The sequence below is a fragment of the Marinobacter changyiensis genome (genome assembly GCF_009193265.1).
GTDB lineage: Bacteria > Pseudomonadota > Gammaproteobacteria > Pseudomonadales > Oleiphilaceae > Marinobacter > Marinobacter changyiensis.
The window spans coordinates 117,494-134,816 of the sequence record NZ_VZZZ01000008.1 but is presented as its reverse complement, the minus strand read 5'-3'; the positions used below and the strand labels follow the sequence as shown (position 1 = coordinate 134,816).

At 56.7% G+C, this 17,323-nt stretch carries 16 protein-coding genes and 1 tRNA gene; 14 read left to right on the top strand and 3 right to left on the bottom strand.

Features of this window, described 5'->3' with window-relative positions; genetic code table 11:
• The first annotated feature begins 7 nt into the window (after positions 1-7).
• The 6 genes from F6Y09_RS19365 (at position 8) to pgi (ending at position 7,442) form a co-directional block, all read left to right on the top strand.
• A complete protein-coding gene (locus F6Y09_RS19365; protein ID WP_152208590.1) occupies positions 8-1,414 on the top strand; it encodes a sigma-54-dependent transcriptional regulator in 1,407 nt (468 codons plus the stop codon).
• A gap of 708 nt (positions 1,415-2,122) precedes the next feature.
• Positions 2,123-3,466 carry a polynucleotide adenylyltransferase PcnB gene (gene pcnB, locus F6Y09_RS19360; protein ID WP_152208589.1) on the top strand — a complete coding sequence of 448 codons (1,344 nt, stop codon included), beginning with the start codon at positions 2,123-2,125 and terminating at the stop codon, positions 3,464-3,466.
• Positions 3,467-3,469: 3 nt separating this feature from the next.
• Positions 3,470-3,979: a 2-amino-4-hydroxy-6-hydroxymethyldihydropteridine diphosphokinase gene (gene folK, locus F6Y09_RS19355; RefSeq protein WP_152208588.1), complete on the top strand. Its 510-nt coding sequence runs from the start codon at positions 3,470-3,472 to the stop codon at positions 3,977-3,979.
• A gap of 114 nt (positions 3,980-4,093) precedes the next feature.
• Entirely contained in the window at positions 4,094-4,888 is a 795-nt protein-coding gene (gene panB / locus F6Y09_RS19350) for a 3-methyl-2-oxobutanoate hydroxymethyltransferase (RefSeq protein WP_152208587.1), read from the top strand.
• Positions 4,885-5,733 carry a pantoate--beta-alanine ligase gene (gene panC / locus F6Y09_RS19345; protein WP_152208586.1) on the top strand — a complete coding sequence of 283 codons (849 nt, stop codon included), beginning with the start codon at positions 4,885-4,887 and terminating at the stop codon, positions 5,731-5,733. The genes panB and panC overlap by 4 nt, the downstream gene beginning before the upstream one ends.
• A gap of 41 nt (positions 5,734-5,774) precedes the next feature.
• Entirely contained in the window at positions 5,775-7,442 is a 1,668-nt protein-coding gene (pgi, locus tag F6Y09_RS19340) for a glucose-6-phosphate isomerase (RefSeq protein ID WP_152208585.1), read from the top strand.
• A 23-nt stretch (positions 7,443-7,465) separates the two neighbouring features.
• Here the strand turns inward: pgi and folK (F6Y09_RS19335) are convergent, their stop codons facing one another.
• Together folK (F6Y09_RS19335) and folB are read right to left on the bottom strand one after the other, a co-directional pair.
• Entirely contained in the window at positions 7,466-7,993 is a 528-nt protein-coding gene (gene folK, locus F6Y09_RS19335; protein WP_152208584.1) for a 2-amino-4-hydroxy-6-hydroxymethyldihydropteridine diphosphokinase, read from the bottom strand.
• Entirely contained in the window at positions 7,990-8,349 is a 360-nt protein-coding gene (gene folB / locus F6Y09_RS19330; protein ID WP_152208583.1) for a dihydroneopterin aldolase, read from the bottom strand. Before folB ends, folK (F6Y09_RS19335) begins: the two co-directional genes overlap by 4 nt.
• 155 nt (positions 8,350-8,504) lie before the next feature.
• Here folB and plsY point away from each other — a divergent pair, with 155 nt between their 5' ends.
• Positions 8,505-9,086, top strand: a complete 582-nt coding sequence (gene plsY, locus F6Y09_RS19325) for a glycerol-3-phosphate 1-O-acyltransferase PlsY (protein ID WP_152208582.1) — start codon at positions 8,505-8,507, stop codon at positions 9,084-9,086.
• 22 nt (positions 9,087-9,108) lie between these two features.
• Here plsY and tsaD read toward each other — a convergent pair whose 3' ends face one another.
• Positions 9,109-10,164 carry a tRNA (adenosine(37)-N6)-threonylcarbamoyltransferase complex transferase subunit TsaD gene (tsaD, locus tag F6Y09_RS19320; RefSeq protein WP_152208625.1) on the bottom strand — a complete coding sequence of 352 codons (1,056 nt, stop codon included), beginning with the start codon at positions 10,162-10,164 and terminating at the stop codon, positions 9,109-9,111.
• Positions 10,165-10,458: 294 nt separating this feature from the next.
• Between tsaD and rpsU the strand changes: the two genes are divergently transcribed.
• From rpsU to F6Y09_RS19285, 7 genes are all read left to right on the top strand, one after another.
• On the top strand, positions 10,459-10,674 hold the full coding sequence (gene rpsU / locus F6Y09_RS19315; protein ID WP_072794797.1) for a 30S ribosomal protein S21: 216 nt from the start codon (positions 10,459-10,461) through the stop codon (positions 10,672-10,674).
• Between the two features lie 172 nt (positions 10,675-10,846).
• Positions 10,847-12,592, top strand: a complete 1,746-nt coding sequence (gene dnaG / locus F6Y09_RS19310; protein WP_152208581.1) for a DNA primase — start codon at positions 10,847-10,849, stop codon at positions 12,590-12,592.
• 173 nt (positions 12,593-12,765) lie between these two features.
• Entirely contained in the window at positions 12,766-14,598 is a 1,833-nt protein-coding gene (gene rpoD, locus F6Y09_RS19305; RefSeq protein ID WP_152208580.1) for an RNA polymerase sigma factor RpoD, read from the top strand.
• 79 nt (positions 14,599-14,677) lie between these two features.
• Positions 14,678-14,754, top strand: a tRNA-Ile gene (locus F6Y09_RS19300).
• Between the two features lie 278 nt (positions 14,755-15,032).
• Positions 15,033-15,635 carry a PEP-CTERM sorting domain-containing protein gene (locus F6Y09_RS19295; RefSeq protein ID WP_152208579.1) on the top strand — a complete coding sequence of 201 codons (603 nt, stop codon included), beginning with the start codon at positions 15,033-15,035 and terminating at the stop codon, positions 15,633-15,635.
• 362 nt (positions 15,636-15,997) lie between these two features.
• Complete coding sequence (locus F6Y09_RS19290) at positions 15,998-16,237, top strand: TIGR02647 family protein (protein ID WP_152208578.1); 240 nt, start codon at positions 15,998-16,000, stop codon at positions 16,235-16,237.
• A gap of 215 nt (positions 16,238-16,452) precedes the next feature.
• Positions 16,453-17,310, top strand: coding sequence for a tetratricopeptide repeat protein (locus tag F6Y09_RS19285; protein WP_152208577.1), 858 nt, complete (start codon positions 16,453-16,455; stop codon positions 17,308-17,310).
• Positions 17,311-17,323: the final 13 nt, after the last annotated feature.

Genomic DNA, 17,323 nt, shown 5'->3' with positions numbered 1-17,323 from the left:
AATAAACATGCGTCGAATACTGATTGTAGAAGACGAAGAGATTATCCGCTCCGCCCTGCGCAAGCTGCTGGAGCACGCCGAATACGATGTGTCCGATGCGGGCTCAGTGGACGAGGCCGAGCGCAAGTTTGAGCTCGGACATTTCGATCTGATTATCTCGGACCTGCGCCTGCCCGGGGCGCCCGGAACAGAGCTGATCAACCGGGCTCCTGCCACGCCGGTACTGATCATGACCAGCTACGCGAGCCTGCGCTCGGCAGTCGACTCCATGAAACTCGGTGCGGTCGAATACATTGCCAAGCCTTTTGATCACGACGAAATGCTGGCGGCGGTCGAAAACATTCTGCGGCGCAAAGCCAGCAGCCTTTCAGCCATACCCAACACGTCCGGTGACATTGCAGAAGGCGATCAGACCGGTGACCCGGCAAGTCTGATGTACGGCCAATGCGATGCCATGCAGCAAGTATTCACGCTGATTCGCAAAGTCGCCCCCACTGAAACAACCGTGTTGGTACAGGGTGAATCCGGCACCGGGAAGGAGCTGGCGGCTCAGGCTTTACATCAACTCAGCCCAAGAGCTTCACACCCGTTAATATCGGTCAACTGTGCCGCCATTCCGGAAAGCCTGATTGAGTCAGAACTGTTTGGTCATGAAAAAGGCGCGTTCACTGGCGCAGTGTCAGCACGGACCGGCTTGATCGAAGCAGCTGACGGCGGCAGCCTGTTCCTTGATGAAATCGGGGAACTCCCGGCGGAGGCACAGGCCCGTCTGTTGCGCGTGTTGCAGGAGGGCGAAATACGGAAAGTGGGGTCGACCCAGAGCCGCAAGGTCAGTGTGCGTATGATCGCGGCCACCCACCGAAATCTCAAAGCCATGACCCGAACCGGTGGCTTCCGGGAGGACCTGTATTACCGCCTCAACGTGATGCAAATCCGGATTCCACCGCTCAGAGACAGGCCTGGTGACATCCTTGGGCTGGCACGTAAATTCCTTACCCGACAGGGCGAGCGCATGGGGAAACCGGGGTTGAACTTCAGCCCCGAAGCCATGGGGGTGCTGGAAAAGCATCGGTGGCCTGGCAACGTACGTGAGCTGGAAAACGCTATCGAGCGCTCCACTATCCTGTGTGACTCCGATGTCATCACGCCGGCGTTACTGGACCTGGATTCTGATGGTGGTGAGTTCGCGGTACCCCAGAGCCTGGTCGAAGGCAGTGACCAACCGGCCAGTATCCGTGAACCCGATGCCGCCAATGATCTCTCCCTTGAAGATTATTTTCAGCATTTTGTGCTGGAGAATCAGGACCGGATGAGTGAGACAGAACTGGCACAGAAACTGGGCATCAGTCGAAAATCCCTGTGGGAGCGCCGCCAGCGTCTGGGCATTCCCCGTAAGAAGACTACCGGCAATTAACCGTTTTGTTACCCTGAAATAACTGAACGAAGGTTCAAACGTTACCCGGTGTTACCTCAAGGAACACGTATCCCTCACAAATGAGGCACAGGTAACACTTTGGCCACAATCCCCGGACGCTTCGAGACCTTAAAATAACCAAGATACTGTTAAATATAGAATTTATAAAACTGGCACGTGTTCTGCACCCTTTATGGCGCACAACAACAAAAACAATGTGACAAAGCAGCGCCAAAACAAAAACAAATAGCTGCAGGAAAACGTTCATCAACAAAAATAAAATAGAGCGTAAGCGAACTGAGTGTTTTGGGTACTGAGCTTTTTAGGGGTGCCATGGTTTGTGCAAGTTGTAGATGTAGAGAAGAATCGTCTTCCAGGCGACGCTATGTTTACTAAGAGCTTCCGCAAGATCATTACCACTCTCTGTATTCAAAGCTTTCCGCTTGCATGATTTGCCTCAGATAGAGGCACGTGGGACATAAGGTCCCTGCAACAACAAAAACAATGCAGATTGTCTACTCTTCCGAGGCGGGTTCGTGAAAGCGACCCGCCTTTTGATTTTCTGAAGAACCAATTAATTGCCTGCCCAACACAAAGACTACCGTCACCGCGGATGGCCTTGTGTTTAGTCTGTCCAGTTGCAAGCCATGGGCAAACGGTCGCCAAACCGTTAGACTCTCGGTTTTGCTCACTGCAGATGCTGAATCAATGCTAAAAAAACTACTGTCATTTATACCGCGCAGCGGTAAGAAAAAAGTCCCCGCCTACTCCCGTCAGGTGATTCCGCGTGAACGGCACACTGTGTCCCGCTCTATTCTCAGTGAGCCGTCCAAAAAAGTACTGAATCGCCTGAACAATGCCGGATTTGAAGCCTATCTGGTGGGCGGCGGCGTGCGCGATATCCTGCTCGGCCAGCGCCCGAAGGATTTCGATATTGCCACCAATGCGACGCCGGAAGAGGTTCATGAACTGTTTCGGAACTCCCGGCTGATCGGGCGCCGCTTTCGCATTGTCCATGTGCTGTTTGGCCGAGAAGTCATCGAGGTGACAACCTTCCGGGGCAGTGCCGCCGATACCAACGACGAAGATGATGACGACCGCAAGACCAGTGAACACGGATTGCTGCTGCGGGACAACGTCTATGGCAACCAGGAAGAGGATGCCCTGCGGCGGGATTTTACAATCAACGCGCTGTATTATTGCGTCAAGGATTTCACGGTCGTTGATTTCGCCAACGGCATAAAAGATCTCGAAAACCGGCAGCTGAGACTGATCGGGGACCCGGAGACCCGTTACCGCGAGGACCCGGTGCGAATGCTACGCGCCGTAAGGTTTGCCGCCAAACTCGATTTTGAGATTGAGCCTGCAACCGAAGCACCCATCACCGAACTTGCCCCGTTGCTGACCCACATTCCTTCAGCTCGCCTGTTCGAGGAAGTTCTGAAGCTGTTTTCCGCCGGTTACGGTGAAGCCTCTTATTACAAGCTGCGGGAGTATGACCTGCTCGACGCTCTGTTCCCCGACACCGTTCGGGCGCTGGACGCTGGCGAGCCAGAGGCGCTGATCATCCAGGCCCTGCAGAATACCGACCGACGGATACAGCAGGGAAAATCGGTCACCCCGTATTTTCTCTACGCGGCAATGCTGTGGCCGGCGCTCCAGGTCGAATGGCGTAAGCGCCAGGACGACGGCGAGTCCATTCAGCCGGCCCTGCATCAAGCCATTGCCAAGGTGATTGGTCGGCAGGTCCAGGCCACGGCGATTCCCAAGCGATTCTCCGGGCCCATGAAAGAAATCTGGGAAATGCAGATGCGTCTGCCCCGCCGACAGGGTAAACGAGCCTTCGTCACTCTGGAGCACCCCCGGTTTCGGGCCGCCTATGACTTCTTGCTGGTTCGAGAAGACGCCGGTGAGATCGAGCCGGGCCTTGGCCAGTGGTGGACCGACTTCCAGGAACAGGACGAGCGTGGTCAGGAGAAAATGTTGTCGGAACTCGGTGCTGAGAGCCCGCGCAAGCGCAAGCGTCGTCGCAAACCGGAAAGCCGGGCCTGATTCGTGAACGGCGTCGAGGTCTATATCGGGCTTGGCAGTAATCTGGCGGATCCACTCCGACAGCTGGCCCGGGCGGTGGTCGAACTGGCGTCTTTACCGGACACCTCGCTGATTGCTCAGTCCGCTTTTTATAGCAGCCGTCCGGTTGGCCCCCAGGACCAGCCAGATTTCATCAATGGCGCGGTAAGACTGAATACTTCTCTGGCACCCCTGGCCCTGCTGGACCACCTCCAGCGGATCGAAAACACCCACGGGCGACTCCGTAACCAGCATTGGGGCCCACGGACGCTGGATCTCGATTTGCTGCTGTATGGCGACCGCCCGGTGCAGAACGAGCGCCTGATGGTGCCACACCCTGAACTGGCCAACCGCGATTTTGTCCTGCAGCCGCTGCTCGAGCTGAACCCGGAACTGGTGCTGCCAGACGGCCGGACTCTTGCTGTTTTGCGCCATCAATGCCCGAACAACGGCCTAAAGCGGCTTGAACCCGCCACCAACGCTTCACCACCCTAGCCTGCAATTCAGCTCGGCTTGCCTCAGACCGGTGGCAGCATTAACCTTAACCATTACCACGCCGGTCGTATTCGGCGCTGTCTTGACCCACCCCTTAACAAAGGCATGGACTCTATGGCTGTTACCATCAATACCCTGCGCGAATACAAGCGGAAGGGCGAAGCCTTCTCAGCGCTGACCGCTTACGACGCCACCTTTGCCCAGGTTGTCAGCGAAGCCGGGGTGGATGTCATCCTGATCGGTGATTCGCTGGGAATGGTGTTGCAAGGCCATGACAGCACCCTGCCCGTCACAATGGAGCACATGTGCTACCACGTGCGTTCCGTAGCCAAGGGCAATCGGGGCGCCCTGATCATGGCAGATATGCCGTTCATGAGTTATGGCACTGAAGCCGCGGCGCTGGAAAACGCTGCAGAGCTGATGAGGGCCGGCGCCCACATGGTGAAACTTGAAGGCACGGACTGGATGGCCGATACCATTCGGGCCCTGAGTGACCGGGGCGTACCCGTTTGCGCTCATCTCGGCCTGACACCGCAGTTTGTTAACAAGTTCGGCGGCTACAAAGTTCAGGGGCGAGATGAGAAACACGCCGAATTAATGATTGAGCATGCCTGTCAGCTCGAAGCAGCGGGAGCAGATGTCATTCTCCTCGAGTGTGTGCCCGCGGCACTCGCCGCCCGCATCACCCAGGCCGTAAAAGCGCCGGTTATTGGCATCGGCGCTGGCGCGGACACCGATGGCCAGGTACTGGTGCTCCATGACATGCTTGGGGTCACGCCGGGCAGACGTCCTAAGTTCGTCAAGGATTTCCTGAAAGAAGCGACTTCCATTCAGACCGCCATCACGGCTTATCATGACGCGGTCAGACAGCGCACCTTCCCCGGCGAGGAGCATACGTTCAAAGCATGAGAACCATTCACACACTGAAAGAGTTACGGGCCGTTCTCAGCGGCTATCGTGAGCAGGGCAAGCGTATTGGCCTGGTGCCAACGATGGGCAATCTCCATGAAGGCCATCTCTCTCTGGTCGAGCAGGCCCGGCAGGCCGCCGACGTAGTGGTGACCAGTATTTTCATCAACCCGATGCAGTTCGGAGCAAATGAGGATCTGCATAATTACCCGCGCACCCTGCAGGATGACCAGGACAGGCTTCAGGCCGCTGGCAATTCCCTGATATTCGCACCCTCACCAGAAGAAGTTTATCCCGAGGGACTCGCCCAACAGACCCAGGTGATCGTGCCCGAAGTCAGCGAAGGCCACTGTGGCGCCAGCCGGCCCGGGCACTTTGAGGGGGTCGCGACCGTCGTCACCATGCTGTTCAATATGGTACAGCCCGATGTCGCGGTCTTCGGCGAAAAGGACTTTCAGCAGCTGGCCGTTATCCGCAAGCTCACAAGAGATCTGTTTATTCCGGTGGAAATCATAGGTGCGCCGACGGTGCGCGACGAGGACGGTGTTGCCAAGAGCTCCCGCAACGGCTATCTCACAGCCCAGGAGCGAGCGGTTGCACCCGCCATTTTCAACACCATGAAGGCGATCACCACCGCCCTCACACAGGGGGCTACTGATTATAAAAAGCTTGAGGATCAAGCCAGGGCCGTGTTGTCAGACAACGGTTTTCGTCCTGATTACATTAACATCATCAACAGTCTGACACTAAAACCCGCCAAAGCGGATGACCAACATCTGACCGTTCTGGTAGCCGCTTTTCTGGGCACCACACGACTCATCGATAACCTGTCAATCAAACGCTAACCACATTCAACGCCAACCACATTCAACGAAAGGAATCCGCAATGTCCCAGGCAACCCCCTCGCTTACCAGCCGCCCGGAATGGCAGGCACTGAAAGACCACCAGGCCGCTATGCAGGATGTTCACATGCGGGACCTGTTCCAACAGGACCCGCAGCGCTTCAAACATTACGTCCTGGACGCCGCCGGTTTTACCCTGGATTACTCGAAAAACCTGATCACCGATGAGTCCCTCGAGCTCCTGTTCAGGCTGGCGCGAAGCTGCAATCTTCCGGAGCGCATGGAAGCCATGTTTCGGGGCGAGCACGTCAATGTCACCGAGGATCGCCCTGCCCTGCACACTGCCCTGCGCAGCCTGGCGAAGGACAGCATTGAGGTCGACGGCAAGGACATCATGCCCGAAGTCCGCAGCACTCTGACGCGGATGGAGGAGTTTGTCTGGCGGGTCCAAAGCACCCAATGGCGGGGCTTCACCAACAAACCGTTCACCGACGTGGTCAGCATCGGCATTGGCGGCTCCTTCCTCGGCCCCAAACTGATATCAGCGGCACTCAAGCCCTATTGGAGCGGGCACCTGAACTGCCACTACGTGGCTAATATAGATGGCACCCACATTTCTGAAGTGCTGCGGAAGCTTGACCCGGATACCACTCTGTTCCTGATCCAGTCGAAATCTTTCCGGACCCAGGAAACCCTGGAGAACACAGAGGTAGCGCGGCAATGGTTCCTGCAGAATGGCGGCTGCCAGGACACCATCAGCAAACACTTTGTGGCGGTTACCGCCAACACGCCGGCCGCTGTGAAGTTCGGCATCAAGGAGGAAAACATCTTCCCCATGTGGGACTGGGTGGGTGGGCGCTACTCACTTTGGTCTGCCATTGGCCTGCCGACTGCCCTCACCATCGGGATGGAAAATTTCCGGGCGTTGCTCGCCGGCGCTTACCGGATGGACCAGCACTTCCGCACCGCACCCCTGGAGCAGAATCTGCCCGTCATTCTCGGTCTGCTGGGAGTCTGGTATGGCAATTTCTGGGGGGCCGACGCCCACGCCATCCTGCCCTATGATCATTATCTCCGGGGCCTGCCAGCCCACCTCCAGCAACTGGACATGGAGAGCAATGGCAAATGCGTGACTCAGGCCGGTGAGCCGATTGCTTACCAGACCGGCCCAATCATTTGGGGTGGCGCCGGTGCCAATGGCCAGCACGCTTACCATCAGTTGCTGCACCAGGGCACCAAATTGTCGCCGGCGGATTTCATCATACCGTTGCAGACCCACAACCCGATTGGCAATCACCACGCCATCCTGTTTGCCAACTGCTTGAGCCAGAGCCAGGCCTTGATGCAGGGCAAGAACGAAGAGGAGGCGCGGGCCGAACTGCAGGCGGAAGGCAAGTCCCGAACGGAGATCGACCGCCTCGTCCGCCATAAGGTCATCCAGGGCAATAAGCCCAGCAATACGCTGGTATTGGAGCGAGCCACTCCGGAAAGCGTCGGGGCGCTGGTTGCGCTGTATGAGCACAGAACGTTCGTGCAGGGGGTGATCTGGGACGTGGACTCGTTCGATCAGTGGGGGGTGGAGCTGGGCAAGCAACTCGGCAAAGGCATTCTGGACCAGCTAATGGCGCCAACAGGGGAAGAAGGCAAGACCGACAGCTCGACGGCAGGGCTGATCCAACTGTTTCGAAACCGGCACGGGAGCAGTCAGTAAAGACCTCAGCCAGGTTTTGTTGATCAGCTCGCAGGGCGCGGTGAGATCCTCTGCCCCTGCCAAGTAAATGGCACCGGCCAAAGTTTCTGGTCACGATCGTAGGCTTGCCAAAGCTGGCTGTAGGTTTTGCCCACCACCGGATGCACCGCCTCGGGGGCAATTTCTGCCAGCGGCTTCAACACAAAGGCATTTTTGAGAATTTCACCCCGGGGTAGCTGGACCCCGTCCACGTCGCCGATGTGGTCGCCGTAGGTAAGAATATCCAGATCCAGGGTACGGGCGCTGAACTTGGGCTGGTCCCGTCGGCGTCCGTTATCCGCTTCGATTTTCTTGCACATCCGGGACAGCTCGGCAACAGAACCGGTAGCCTGAATGCCGACCACCAGATTCAGGAAATGCTCACCGTCAAAACCCACCGCTTCACTTTCATAAACAGTGGAAATGTCCAGGTCACCAAACTGTGACGCCAGCGCGTCCAGGGCTGCGGTTATGTGGTGTTCCCGCTCGATGTTGGTGCCAACGCTGATATAAACCGTAGCTGCCGCCTTCATTCGCGCTGCCCCCGCTCGATACTTACCCCCACAGACTGCGCCTGGGGGACTGCCCCGGGCTTGCGAATGACCACTTTTAGCCAGGCCACACCAAACCTGGCCTGCAGGTCCGCGGCCAAGGATTCGGCCGCGGTTTCCAGCAACTGAGGCTGCTGGTTACTGAAATACTCAATCACATGCTGGCTCACGGAGCCATAATCCAGCGCATCAGCGACCTTGTCAGAGGCGGCAGGCACCCGGACATCCCAGGCCAGCTCCAGGTCAATCAGCAAGCGCTGCTGAACATCCCGCTCCCAATCGTATACCCCTATGACGGTTTCAACCGCCAGGCCTTCGATCAGTACTGTATCCGTCACGTGTGCGGTACCCCGGGCCGGGCCATCATTATTGTCGGGTACCCGACTGATGGCTGATTGATTGCGACACGCCAACCCGATACTTTGGGAGCGTGCAAACCGCGCTTCGCGCGCGGGCCGATTTTCGCATAAACCACCGGTACAAGTCTTCGCCTATGGAACCCGTGTTTCTGGTCGTACTCTGCTTTGCTGCCTATGCCGCCGGGTCGGTATTGTTCGCCATGCCGGTTTGCCGGCTCTGGCACCTGCCCGATCCTCGCGCCCAAGGCTCGCGCAACCCCGGCGCCACTAACGTTTACCGCATCGGTGGCTGGCCACCTGCGGCTGTTACCCTTGCCCTCGACGCAGGAAAAGGCTGGCTACCTGTGTGGCTCGCCCAGCAATTCCAGAATTCCATCTACATTCAGGCTATTGTTGCCCTATGCGCCATCACCGGTCACATGGTGCCGGTGTTTTATCGGTTCCAGGGCGGCAAAGGCGTGGCGACAGCGTTAGGTGCCGGTCTGGCAATGGCACCCACCACCACACTGATTCTGGCCGGTGTGTGGGCGCTGGCCATGTGGCGATGGCGCATATCGGCTTTAGCCTCGGTACTTGCAGTGATCACCGGGCCCATCGTCAGCGCGATGATTGAACCGTCCACACTGCCACTGTTCGGTCTGCTGGCTATCCTGATCGTGGTGCGTCACCGTAATAACCTGATCAGGCTGGCCCAGAACCGGGAAACACCCCTGTGACGGATAGCGCCTCACAGACCCGTCAGTCCACCAGCCCGTTGAGCCTGGGTTGGTGGACCGGTGGCAAGGTATCCATCGGCCAACGCGGCACCGAAATAATGCGATCCCCGTCCCGCTGGCCCGCCAGCAAACGCTGACAACCCGCATAGGCAATCATGGCACCATTGTCGGTACAGAACTCATGGCGGGCATAGAAGACCCCGGCATGCAGTTTTACGGTCATGGTTTCAAGCGCAGCACGTAACCTTTTATTGGCACTGACCCCGCCAGCAATAACCAGACGCTTGCAGCCGGTCTGCTCGATAGCCCGACGACATTTGATGGTGAGCGTGTCCACCACCGCTGTTTCAAAAGCCAGGGCAATATCCGCCCGGGTCTGATCATCAAGACCACCCGACTTTTCAGCCCCAGTGATCGTATTGAGGGTGAACGTTTTCAACCCGCTGAAGCTGAACTCCAGGCCCGGGCGATCGGTCATCGGGCGCGGGAACCGGTAACGCCCCGGCGTGCCCTGCTCAGCCAGTGCTGCGACACGAGGCCCGCCCGGGTAATCCAGCCCCAACATCTTGGCGGCTTTGTCGAACGCTTCACCGGCGGCATCGTCCACGGATTCCCCCAATAGTGTGTACTCGCCAATGCCGTCCACCTTGACCAACTGCGTGTGTCCGCCGGAAACCAGCAATGCAATAAACGGGAAAGCCGGCGGATCAGGCTCCAACATGGGCGCCAGCAAGTGACCTTCCATATGATGAACCCCCAGCACCGGCACCCCCAGCGCAAAACCCAGGGCGTGAGCCACCGCACCACCAACCATAAGGGCACCGATCAGGCCCGGCCCGGCGGTGTAGGCGATGCCTTCGATGTCAGCGCGAACGGCGCCGGCCGCCGTCAGCACCTGGTCACACAGGGGCAGGAGTTTACGAACATGATCCCGGGAGGCCAACTCAGGCACCACGCCGCCGTAATCAGCGTGCATATCGACCTGGCTGAACAGGGCATGGGCAAGCAGGCCGCGACCGCTGTGGTACAGCGCCACACCGGTTTCGTCGCAGGAGGTTTCAATACCAAGAATCAGCATAAAGACCGCTTCATTTGAGTACATGGAACAAACAGGCGATCATTTTACCAGACAACGCCGCATTCTCTTGAGAATAATCCCCCAGACGTTGACCTTGACCAACCGTAGGCGCTATCATTGCCGCCCTTAATTCTGCACTGGTCCATTTTTATCCAATCGGGCCAGGCAAATAGCCGAAGAGACCGCAGCACAAGGCTGGCGAGCAATGAATCGCCGTGTGTCGCAACAGATACGGGTAGACCTGTCTGCACTCTTCCAACATAAAACTGAATCTATCAGGTAGGTGATTTTCGAATGCCAGCTGTTAAAGTGAAAGAGAATGAGCCATTTGACGTAGCCCTGCGCCGTTTCAAGCGTTCCTGCGAAAAAGCAGGCGTGCTTTCGGAAGTTCGTCGTCGTGAGCACTACGAGAAGCCGACATCCGTTCGTAAGCGCAAGGCCGCAGCAGCCGTCAAGCGTCATCTCAAGAAGCTTCAGCGGGAACAGCGTAAATTCGAGCGTTTGTACTAAGCGATTACGCCAGTACCTATTGCTCTTTGCTGTGCGCCAAACCGATTATCTCGCGCCCTGAACGGGCTTCGGGGTAAACCCAAAATGCCGCCGGGGCCTGGCTTCGGCGGCATTTTTGGCTATGGTAATTTTACGGGTAATTCCCGGCGTGTTCTCTGTCAGCGGAGATTCCATGAGCGGACTGATCCCTCAGCGATTTGTTGAAGATCTACTGGATCGCATTGATCTGGCAGAGCTGATCGGGTCTCGCATAACGCTCAAAAAAGCTGGCAGCAACTATAAAGCCCGCTGCCCTTTTCACGATGAAAAGACGCCATCCTTCAACGTTCGTCCGGATAAAGGCTTTTACCACTGCTTCGGTTGTGGTGCCCACGGTGACGCCATCAGCTTTGTTCGGGAATTTGACGGCCTGGGTTTTACCGATGCAGTAGAAGAACTCGCCCGACGGGCCGGGCTGGAAGTGCCTTACGATCAGAACGTGCGGCAGGAGATGCAGCAGGCCAGAACCCTGACGGACGCACTGGATTACGCCAGCCGGTTCTATCAGTCTGCGCTCAAGGGCCCGGACGCCGCTTTCGCCAGGGATTACCTGGCGCAACGGGGGCTTGATCAGCACATCATTGAGCTCTATCAGCTCGGGTACGCGCCGGGCACGGGTACAGCGCTGTTTGATTCGGCGGGCAAAGACATTCAGGGCCCGCTGATTGAAACCGGGAACGTGTCTGACCGCTACGGTCGGCCAAGGGACCTGTTCCGCAACCGGATCATGTTTCCGATTCGCAACACCCGGGGTAAAACCGTTGCCTTTGGCGGTCGCACTCTCGGCGATGACAAGGCCAAGTACATCAACTCTCCGGAGTCTGATGTCTTTCATAAAAGCCGGGAAATCTACGGCCTCCATGAGGCCCGGCAGGCCATTCGCCAGCTCGACCGGCTACTGGTGGTAGAGGGCTACATGGATGTGATTGCGCTGGCGCAACACGACATCCATTACGCTGTGGCCTGCATGGGCACAGCAACCAACCAGGATAGCCTGGCAGCTCTGCTCCGGCAGGTGCGCCATCTGGTGTTCTGTTTTGATGGCGACAACGCCGGTTACCGGGCAGCTGACCGCGCGATGGAGAATGCCCTGGAACTGCTCACCGACGGGCTGCATCTCCAGTTTCTGATGATGCCCGAGGGCGAAGACCCGGACACCCTGGTTCGCCAGGAAGGCTCGGAAGCCTTCCAGAAACGGGTGGATGGCGCTACGCCACTGTCGCGGTATCTGTTTAACCGCCAGAGCGAAGGGCTGGATCTGAATTTGCCGGAGCATCGCGGCGAGCTGCGGGCCAGGGTTGAGCCGATGCTCAACAAGATGCCCCGCTGTACGCTGCGGGACGCCATGTGGCACGAGATGCTAAGGCTGTGCGGCGGACGCAGGGATTGGCAAAGCAAAACCCAGAATGGAGGCAATAAAGGCTATGTCTATCGCAATGGCGAGCGCCAGACCCGCATCCAGGAAGCCCGGGTCGATGTGAAGCTAAGCCGGGACATCATGGTGTGCCAGGCACTGCTGGAGGCACCCGAAATGGCTTCAGAGCTACTGGAACTCTGCCGTGAAGACCGCCAGCTCCATCAGGCCAAAGGTTTTGCCGAATGGATTCTCACGCAGCAGCTTCGGGACAAGAAACGACTGATCACAGCCCTTGCCACGGATTCGGTAGCGCGGACCCGGTTTTTCAGGCTGTTTGACGGTATTGAACACTTGCCATCCCGGGAAAACGCCCTGGCTGGCGCCCGCGAAATGCTGACGCCGAATAAAGAAGCGACCCACAAGCAGCGGCTGACAGCCCTGCTTACGGAGAAACGCAGCATTAGTGATTTAACGGAAGCCGAGCGTCAGGAGCTGCAACAGCTGAGCCGGCGGAGAGAATAACAGGAGCAGGGCCAAAAGCCCCCCGGGCATGGAATACCCCCGGCTATTTCAAACGGCCACTTGAAACTTAACAGGTTGAACACCATCTAATCACTTGGTGGCAGACCTGAATAGCGACAGCTATAATGGCTGTTTAACTTTTTTCCACATACACGCAAGTTTACAGGGTGTCTATGTCAGGCAATTCGCAGAAATCACGTTTGAAAGACCTCATTGCCCGAGGCAAAGAACAAGGTTACCTGACTTACGCCGAGGTTAACGACCACCTCCCGGAAGACATAGCCGATCCGGATCAGGTTGAAGACATCATCCGGATGATCAACGACATGGGCATTCAGGTCTCCGAGGTTGCACCGGACGCCGATACCTTGTTGATGGCTGAAGGCGACTCGACGGCGGACGAAGCGGCGGCTGCAGAGGCTGCTGCTGCGCTGGCAGCGGTTGAATCTGATGCTGGCCGCACCACGGACCCGGTTCGCATGTACATGCGTGAAATGGGCACCGTAGAGCTGCTGACCAGGGAAGGCGAAATCGTTATTGCCAAGCGGATCGAAGAAGGCATCCGTGACGTTATGGCCGCCATCGCCCACTTCCCGGGCACCGCGGGCACAGTTATTCAGGCATATGAGCGCATCATCGAGAATGAAGGCCGTATCAGTGACATCGTGACGGGCTTTCTTGACCCCGATGACGCCGAGCCGTTCATGGAGGAAGTCCCTCCCAGCACTGACGATTCCAGCGACAACGACAGCGATGACGACAGTGACGAAGAGGAAGAAACCGAGAGCGGCCCGGATCCCGAAGAGACCCGCCTGCGCTTTGAGTTGCTGAACGAAAAACTTGCCGCTGCCAACAACGCACTGGAGAAACACGGCCGGAGCCACAAATCGACCCAACAGGCGCTGAATGAGCTGGGCCAGGTTTTTGCACCGTTCAAACTTGGCAATAAAGCCTTCGATGAACTGGTCAACGTAATCCGCTCCACCAATGAGCTGGTACGGGAAAACGAGCGCACCGTGATGCGTATCTGTGTGCGCGAGTGCAAGATGCCCCGCAAGGACTTCATCAAATCCTTCCCGGGCAATGAGACCAACCTTGACTGGGCGGTCAAGCTCAGCAAGAGCAAGAAGCCCTATGCTGCGCCCATGAGTGAGCGCCTGGACGAGATTGTCCGGATGCAGAAGCGTATTGCCAATGTCAAGAACGAAGTCGACCTGGACATTCCGGACATCAAGGAAATCAACCGTCGCGTCTCCATCGGCGAAGCCAAGGCCCGCCGTGCCAAGAAAGAAATGGTTGAGGCCAACCTGCGTCTGGTTATTTCCATCGCGAAGAAGTACACCAACCGCGGCCTGCAGTTTCTGGATCTGATTCAGGAAGGCAACATCGGCCTGATGAAGGCCGTCGACAAGTTCGAATACCGCCGCGGCTACAAGTTCTCCACTTACGCTACCTGGTGGATTCGTCAGGCCATTACCCGGTCCATCGCGGACCAGGCGCGCACCATCCGTATTCCGGTGCACATGATCGAAACGATCAACAAGCTCAACCGCATCTCCCGTCAGATGCTTCAGGAGATGGGCCGAGAGCCAACACCGGAAGAGCTCGGCGAACGCATGGAAATGCCGGAAGACAAGATCCGCAAGGTGCTGAAAATCGCCAAAGAGCCGATCTCCATGGAAACCCCGATCGGTGATGACGAAGACAGCCACCTGGGCGACTTCATTGAAGACATCCAGGCGCTGTCGCCGGTGGATTCGGCAACCGCAGAAGGCCTTCGCGAAGCCACCCGCTCCGTGCTGGCAGGTCTGACGGCCCGCGAATCCAAGGTGTTGCGCATGCGGTTCGGTATAGAAATGAACACCGACCACACTCTGGAAGAAGTCGGCAAACAGTTCGATGTAACCCGTGAGCGCATCCGCCAGATCGAAGCCAAGGCCTTGCGCAAACTGCGCCATCCGTCACGTTCCGACCACCTGCGCGGCTTCATTGACGATCAGGGTTAACAACACCAGTGGCGGGCGCCTACCCTCATGGGTATAATGGCGCCCGCTGCCCATCCCCGCAGTGAAATTTTTGCTTTCAGGGCCTATAGCTCAGTTGGTTAGAGCAGAGGACTCATAATCCTTTGGTCGCAAGTTCGAGTCTTGCTGGGCCCACCATTTCTGCTTTCCCCGTTCATGACCGCCTGAAACGACCTTTCGACTTTGTCGAATACCGACAATTCGTCACAACTTCCGCAATCGAACTGCCGTACGTCCAATTAACTTACACATTAAAATGATACACGTTATCTGGTTATTGATTTAAAAGCTTTTTTTATTGCTGGAACAGTAATTGCAAAATTCTTAGACGACTTGGAGGTAACAGCCAACACCAGTCTCAGCGCCAGAACTTTGGGGGCTCATCGCTCGGCTGCACAGGATGGAGATTACACACTATGGAACTCAGCAAGGTACTGAAAACAGTTTTTGTTGCTACTGCTCTTATGATGGCCTCAGCGGCGTCACATGCCTTGCTGTTGCAACCTGGCAATGCGGATTATGATGGCAATGATGGAGCAGGCTCGTACGGGCCCGGCAATTGTGAACCCGGTTGTATCAACGACTTGTTCGGAACGTCCTTCGCCAACAACGACGACGGATTGCTCTACAAAGCTGAATTTGACGGTGGCCTGGAAGAAGGTGGCTTTACTGGCTCGTATGAAATGACCTGGGCCCTTGATGCTACAGGAGGAACGTTGTCGTGGCTGGAGGGAACCCCTTTTATCGTTTGCGGTGAATGCTACGTAGCAGTGAAGGACGGAAATAACGACCCCCGGTATTACTTCTTCGATCTGAGTTTTGGAAGTGAGCTGGAGTGGGACGGGAAGGAAGACCTTGAGTTCAGCAACTTCTGGGCAAATACGCAGGGGTCCATTTCCCACATCTCGATCTGGGGTGACAATACCCCGGTAGAAGTTCCAGAGCCAAGCACGCTGGGACTTCTTGGCCTGGGACTGATGGGCTTAGTCTATTCCCGGAAAAGGAAGGCGAACAGATAGCTCGCACTCTGTCAGAAAATTTTACGCTTCTAAAAGCCCTTCTTTGAGGGGTTTTTTATTGGGTACTCGAAACCCGCAACATTGACCTGCCCCAATCACTGAACCACCCATGCCAATCTACAATTTGACTCGCTCTTTAAAGGCAGAAGCAGAGCCAACAGTTCGCAGAAAAATGTCGCCATGCCAAGCATTGATTCAGCTCTCAAATCCATGAATGTCCGGGCCATTATCAGGCATCAAACCGTGGCCAGTTTTTGCTGCCAGGACCAATGACACTCTGAAATGACAATTCGACTTTGTCGAATGGCGAAAATTCGTATACAAATAGGGGGTGGTTCCCAACAACAATTCAAGGAAACGCCATGCCCTTCTCCCCTGACCAAATTGAAGAACTCAATCTGCTCACGCTGTTCAACCTTACCTCCGCTCAGGAGGGCATAAAAGTTCACCGGCACTCCGCAGCACCGGAATCGGTCACTGCGGCAGAGCGGCTCTTCAAAAAAGGCTTGATCACGCAGGTTGACGGTGGATATCTGACTCCGCTCGGCAGCGAGACAGCAGAGCATACCCAGAAGCTACTGACGATTCTGTCAAGCGACTGACTGGCATTCGGTTGAACTCTGGCCACTGTCGGCTTTGGGTTCGCCGGTCTTTGAGGTGGTACGTACTCCCGGGCGCCAGTAGAGCGTCGGCTTAGGTCCGCCGAGCTCAGTGCTGCCCGACGTGAACGGTTGTATGTGTATAAAGATTGCGGATTTTTCACAGGTCCTGTGGGAAACTGGCTGACTACCGAATTTAGCTTTTTTGGTGACGCCCGATGTATCAGTTACGTGTTGTTCTGATTGTGGCCACATTGCTTTCAGGCTGTGAAAGCCTGCAACGGGAAAGATTTCTTGAAGCGTCCAATGAGTTATGGGGCAGAGCCGGGGCAGCATTCAACGGCACAGGACAGCCAACGCCAGCACCTCAGAATGATCACAGCTCGGAGCTGGACCTCCTCTTCGAACAACCCTACATTGATCCCCTGACGCGCTACCTCATTCGTTATGAGGGTGATAAATCTCGGTCTGATGTGTTGGCAACGGTGCGCCAGGAACGGGACAGGCGGTGCTCTGTGATCGCCAATCAATACGCGTCAAAACCAATCTCTCAGGAGGCCTCCGACCTTTATCGTGTTGGTTATCTTTTCTCCTGCCCGCAGGAGGTAAACGCTTACGCTCAGCGGCTTGATCAATTACCGGCCCAAGCCAGCGCAACAGATTCCGCAACGTCGACGTCTGGTGGCGCAGCAGCTGGTGAAGTGTCCGAGCTCCCTCCGTCCCAGCAGCTCAGTGACTGTTATCTGCTCACCACCATCCGCAACTTCAGCGGCGCTTCGAAAGCCTGCCGGCAACCGGCGGAGGCGGGTGACGTGCAGGCGCAAACCAATATGGCGCTGATGGCTTATTCATTGAGAGATTACGCCACGGCCCATCACTGGGCGCTTCGTGCAGCCCCGAAGTCCGGGGTCGCCTCCTATCTGCTGGGCCAAATGTACAAGGCAGGCAGCGGCGTCGAGCAAGACAGAAAACAAGCACATTACTGGTATGCCATATCTGCTGAGCAGGGACATGCAGAGGCAAAGGCCGCCCTTGAAGACCCGGATGGGCTTTCTGATGGAAAGGCTGTTCACTAACCCGGAAAGGAGA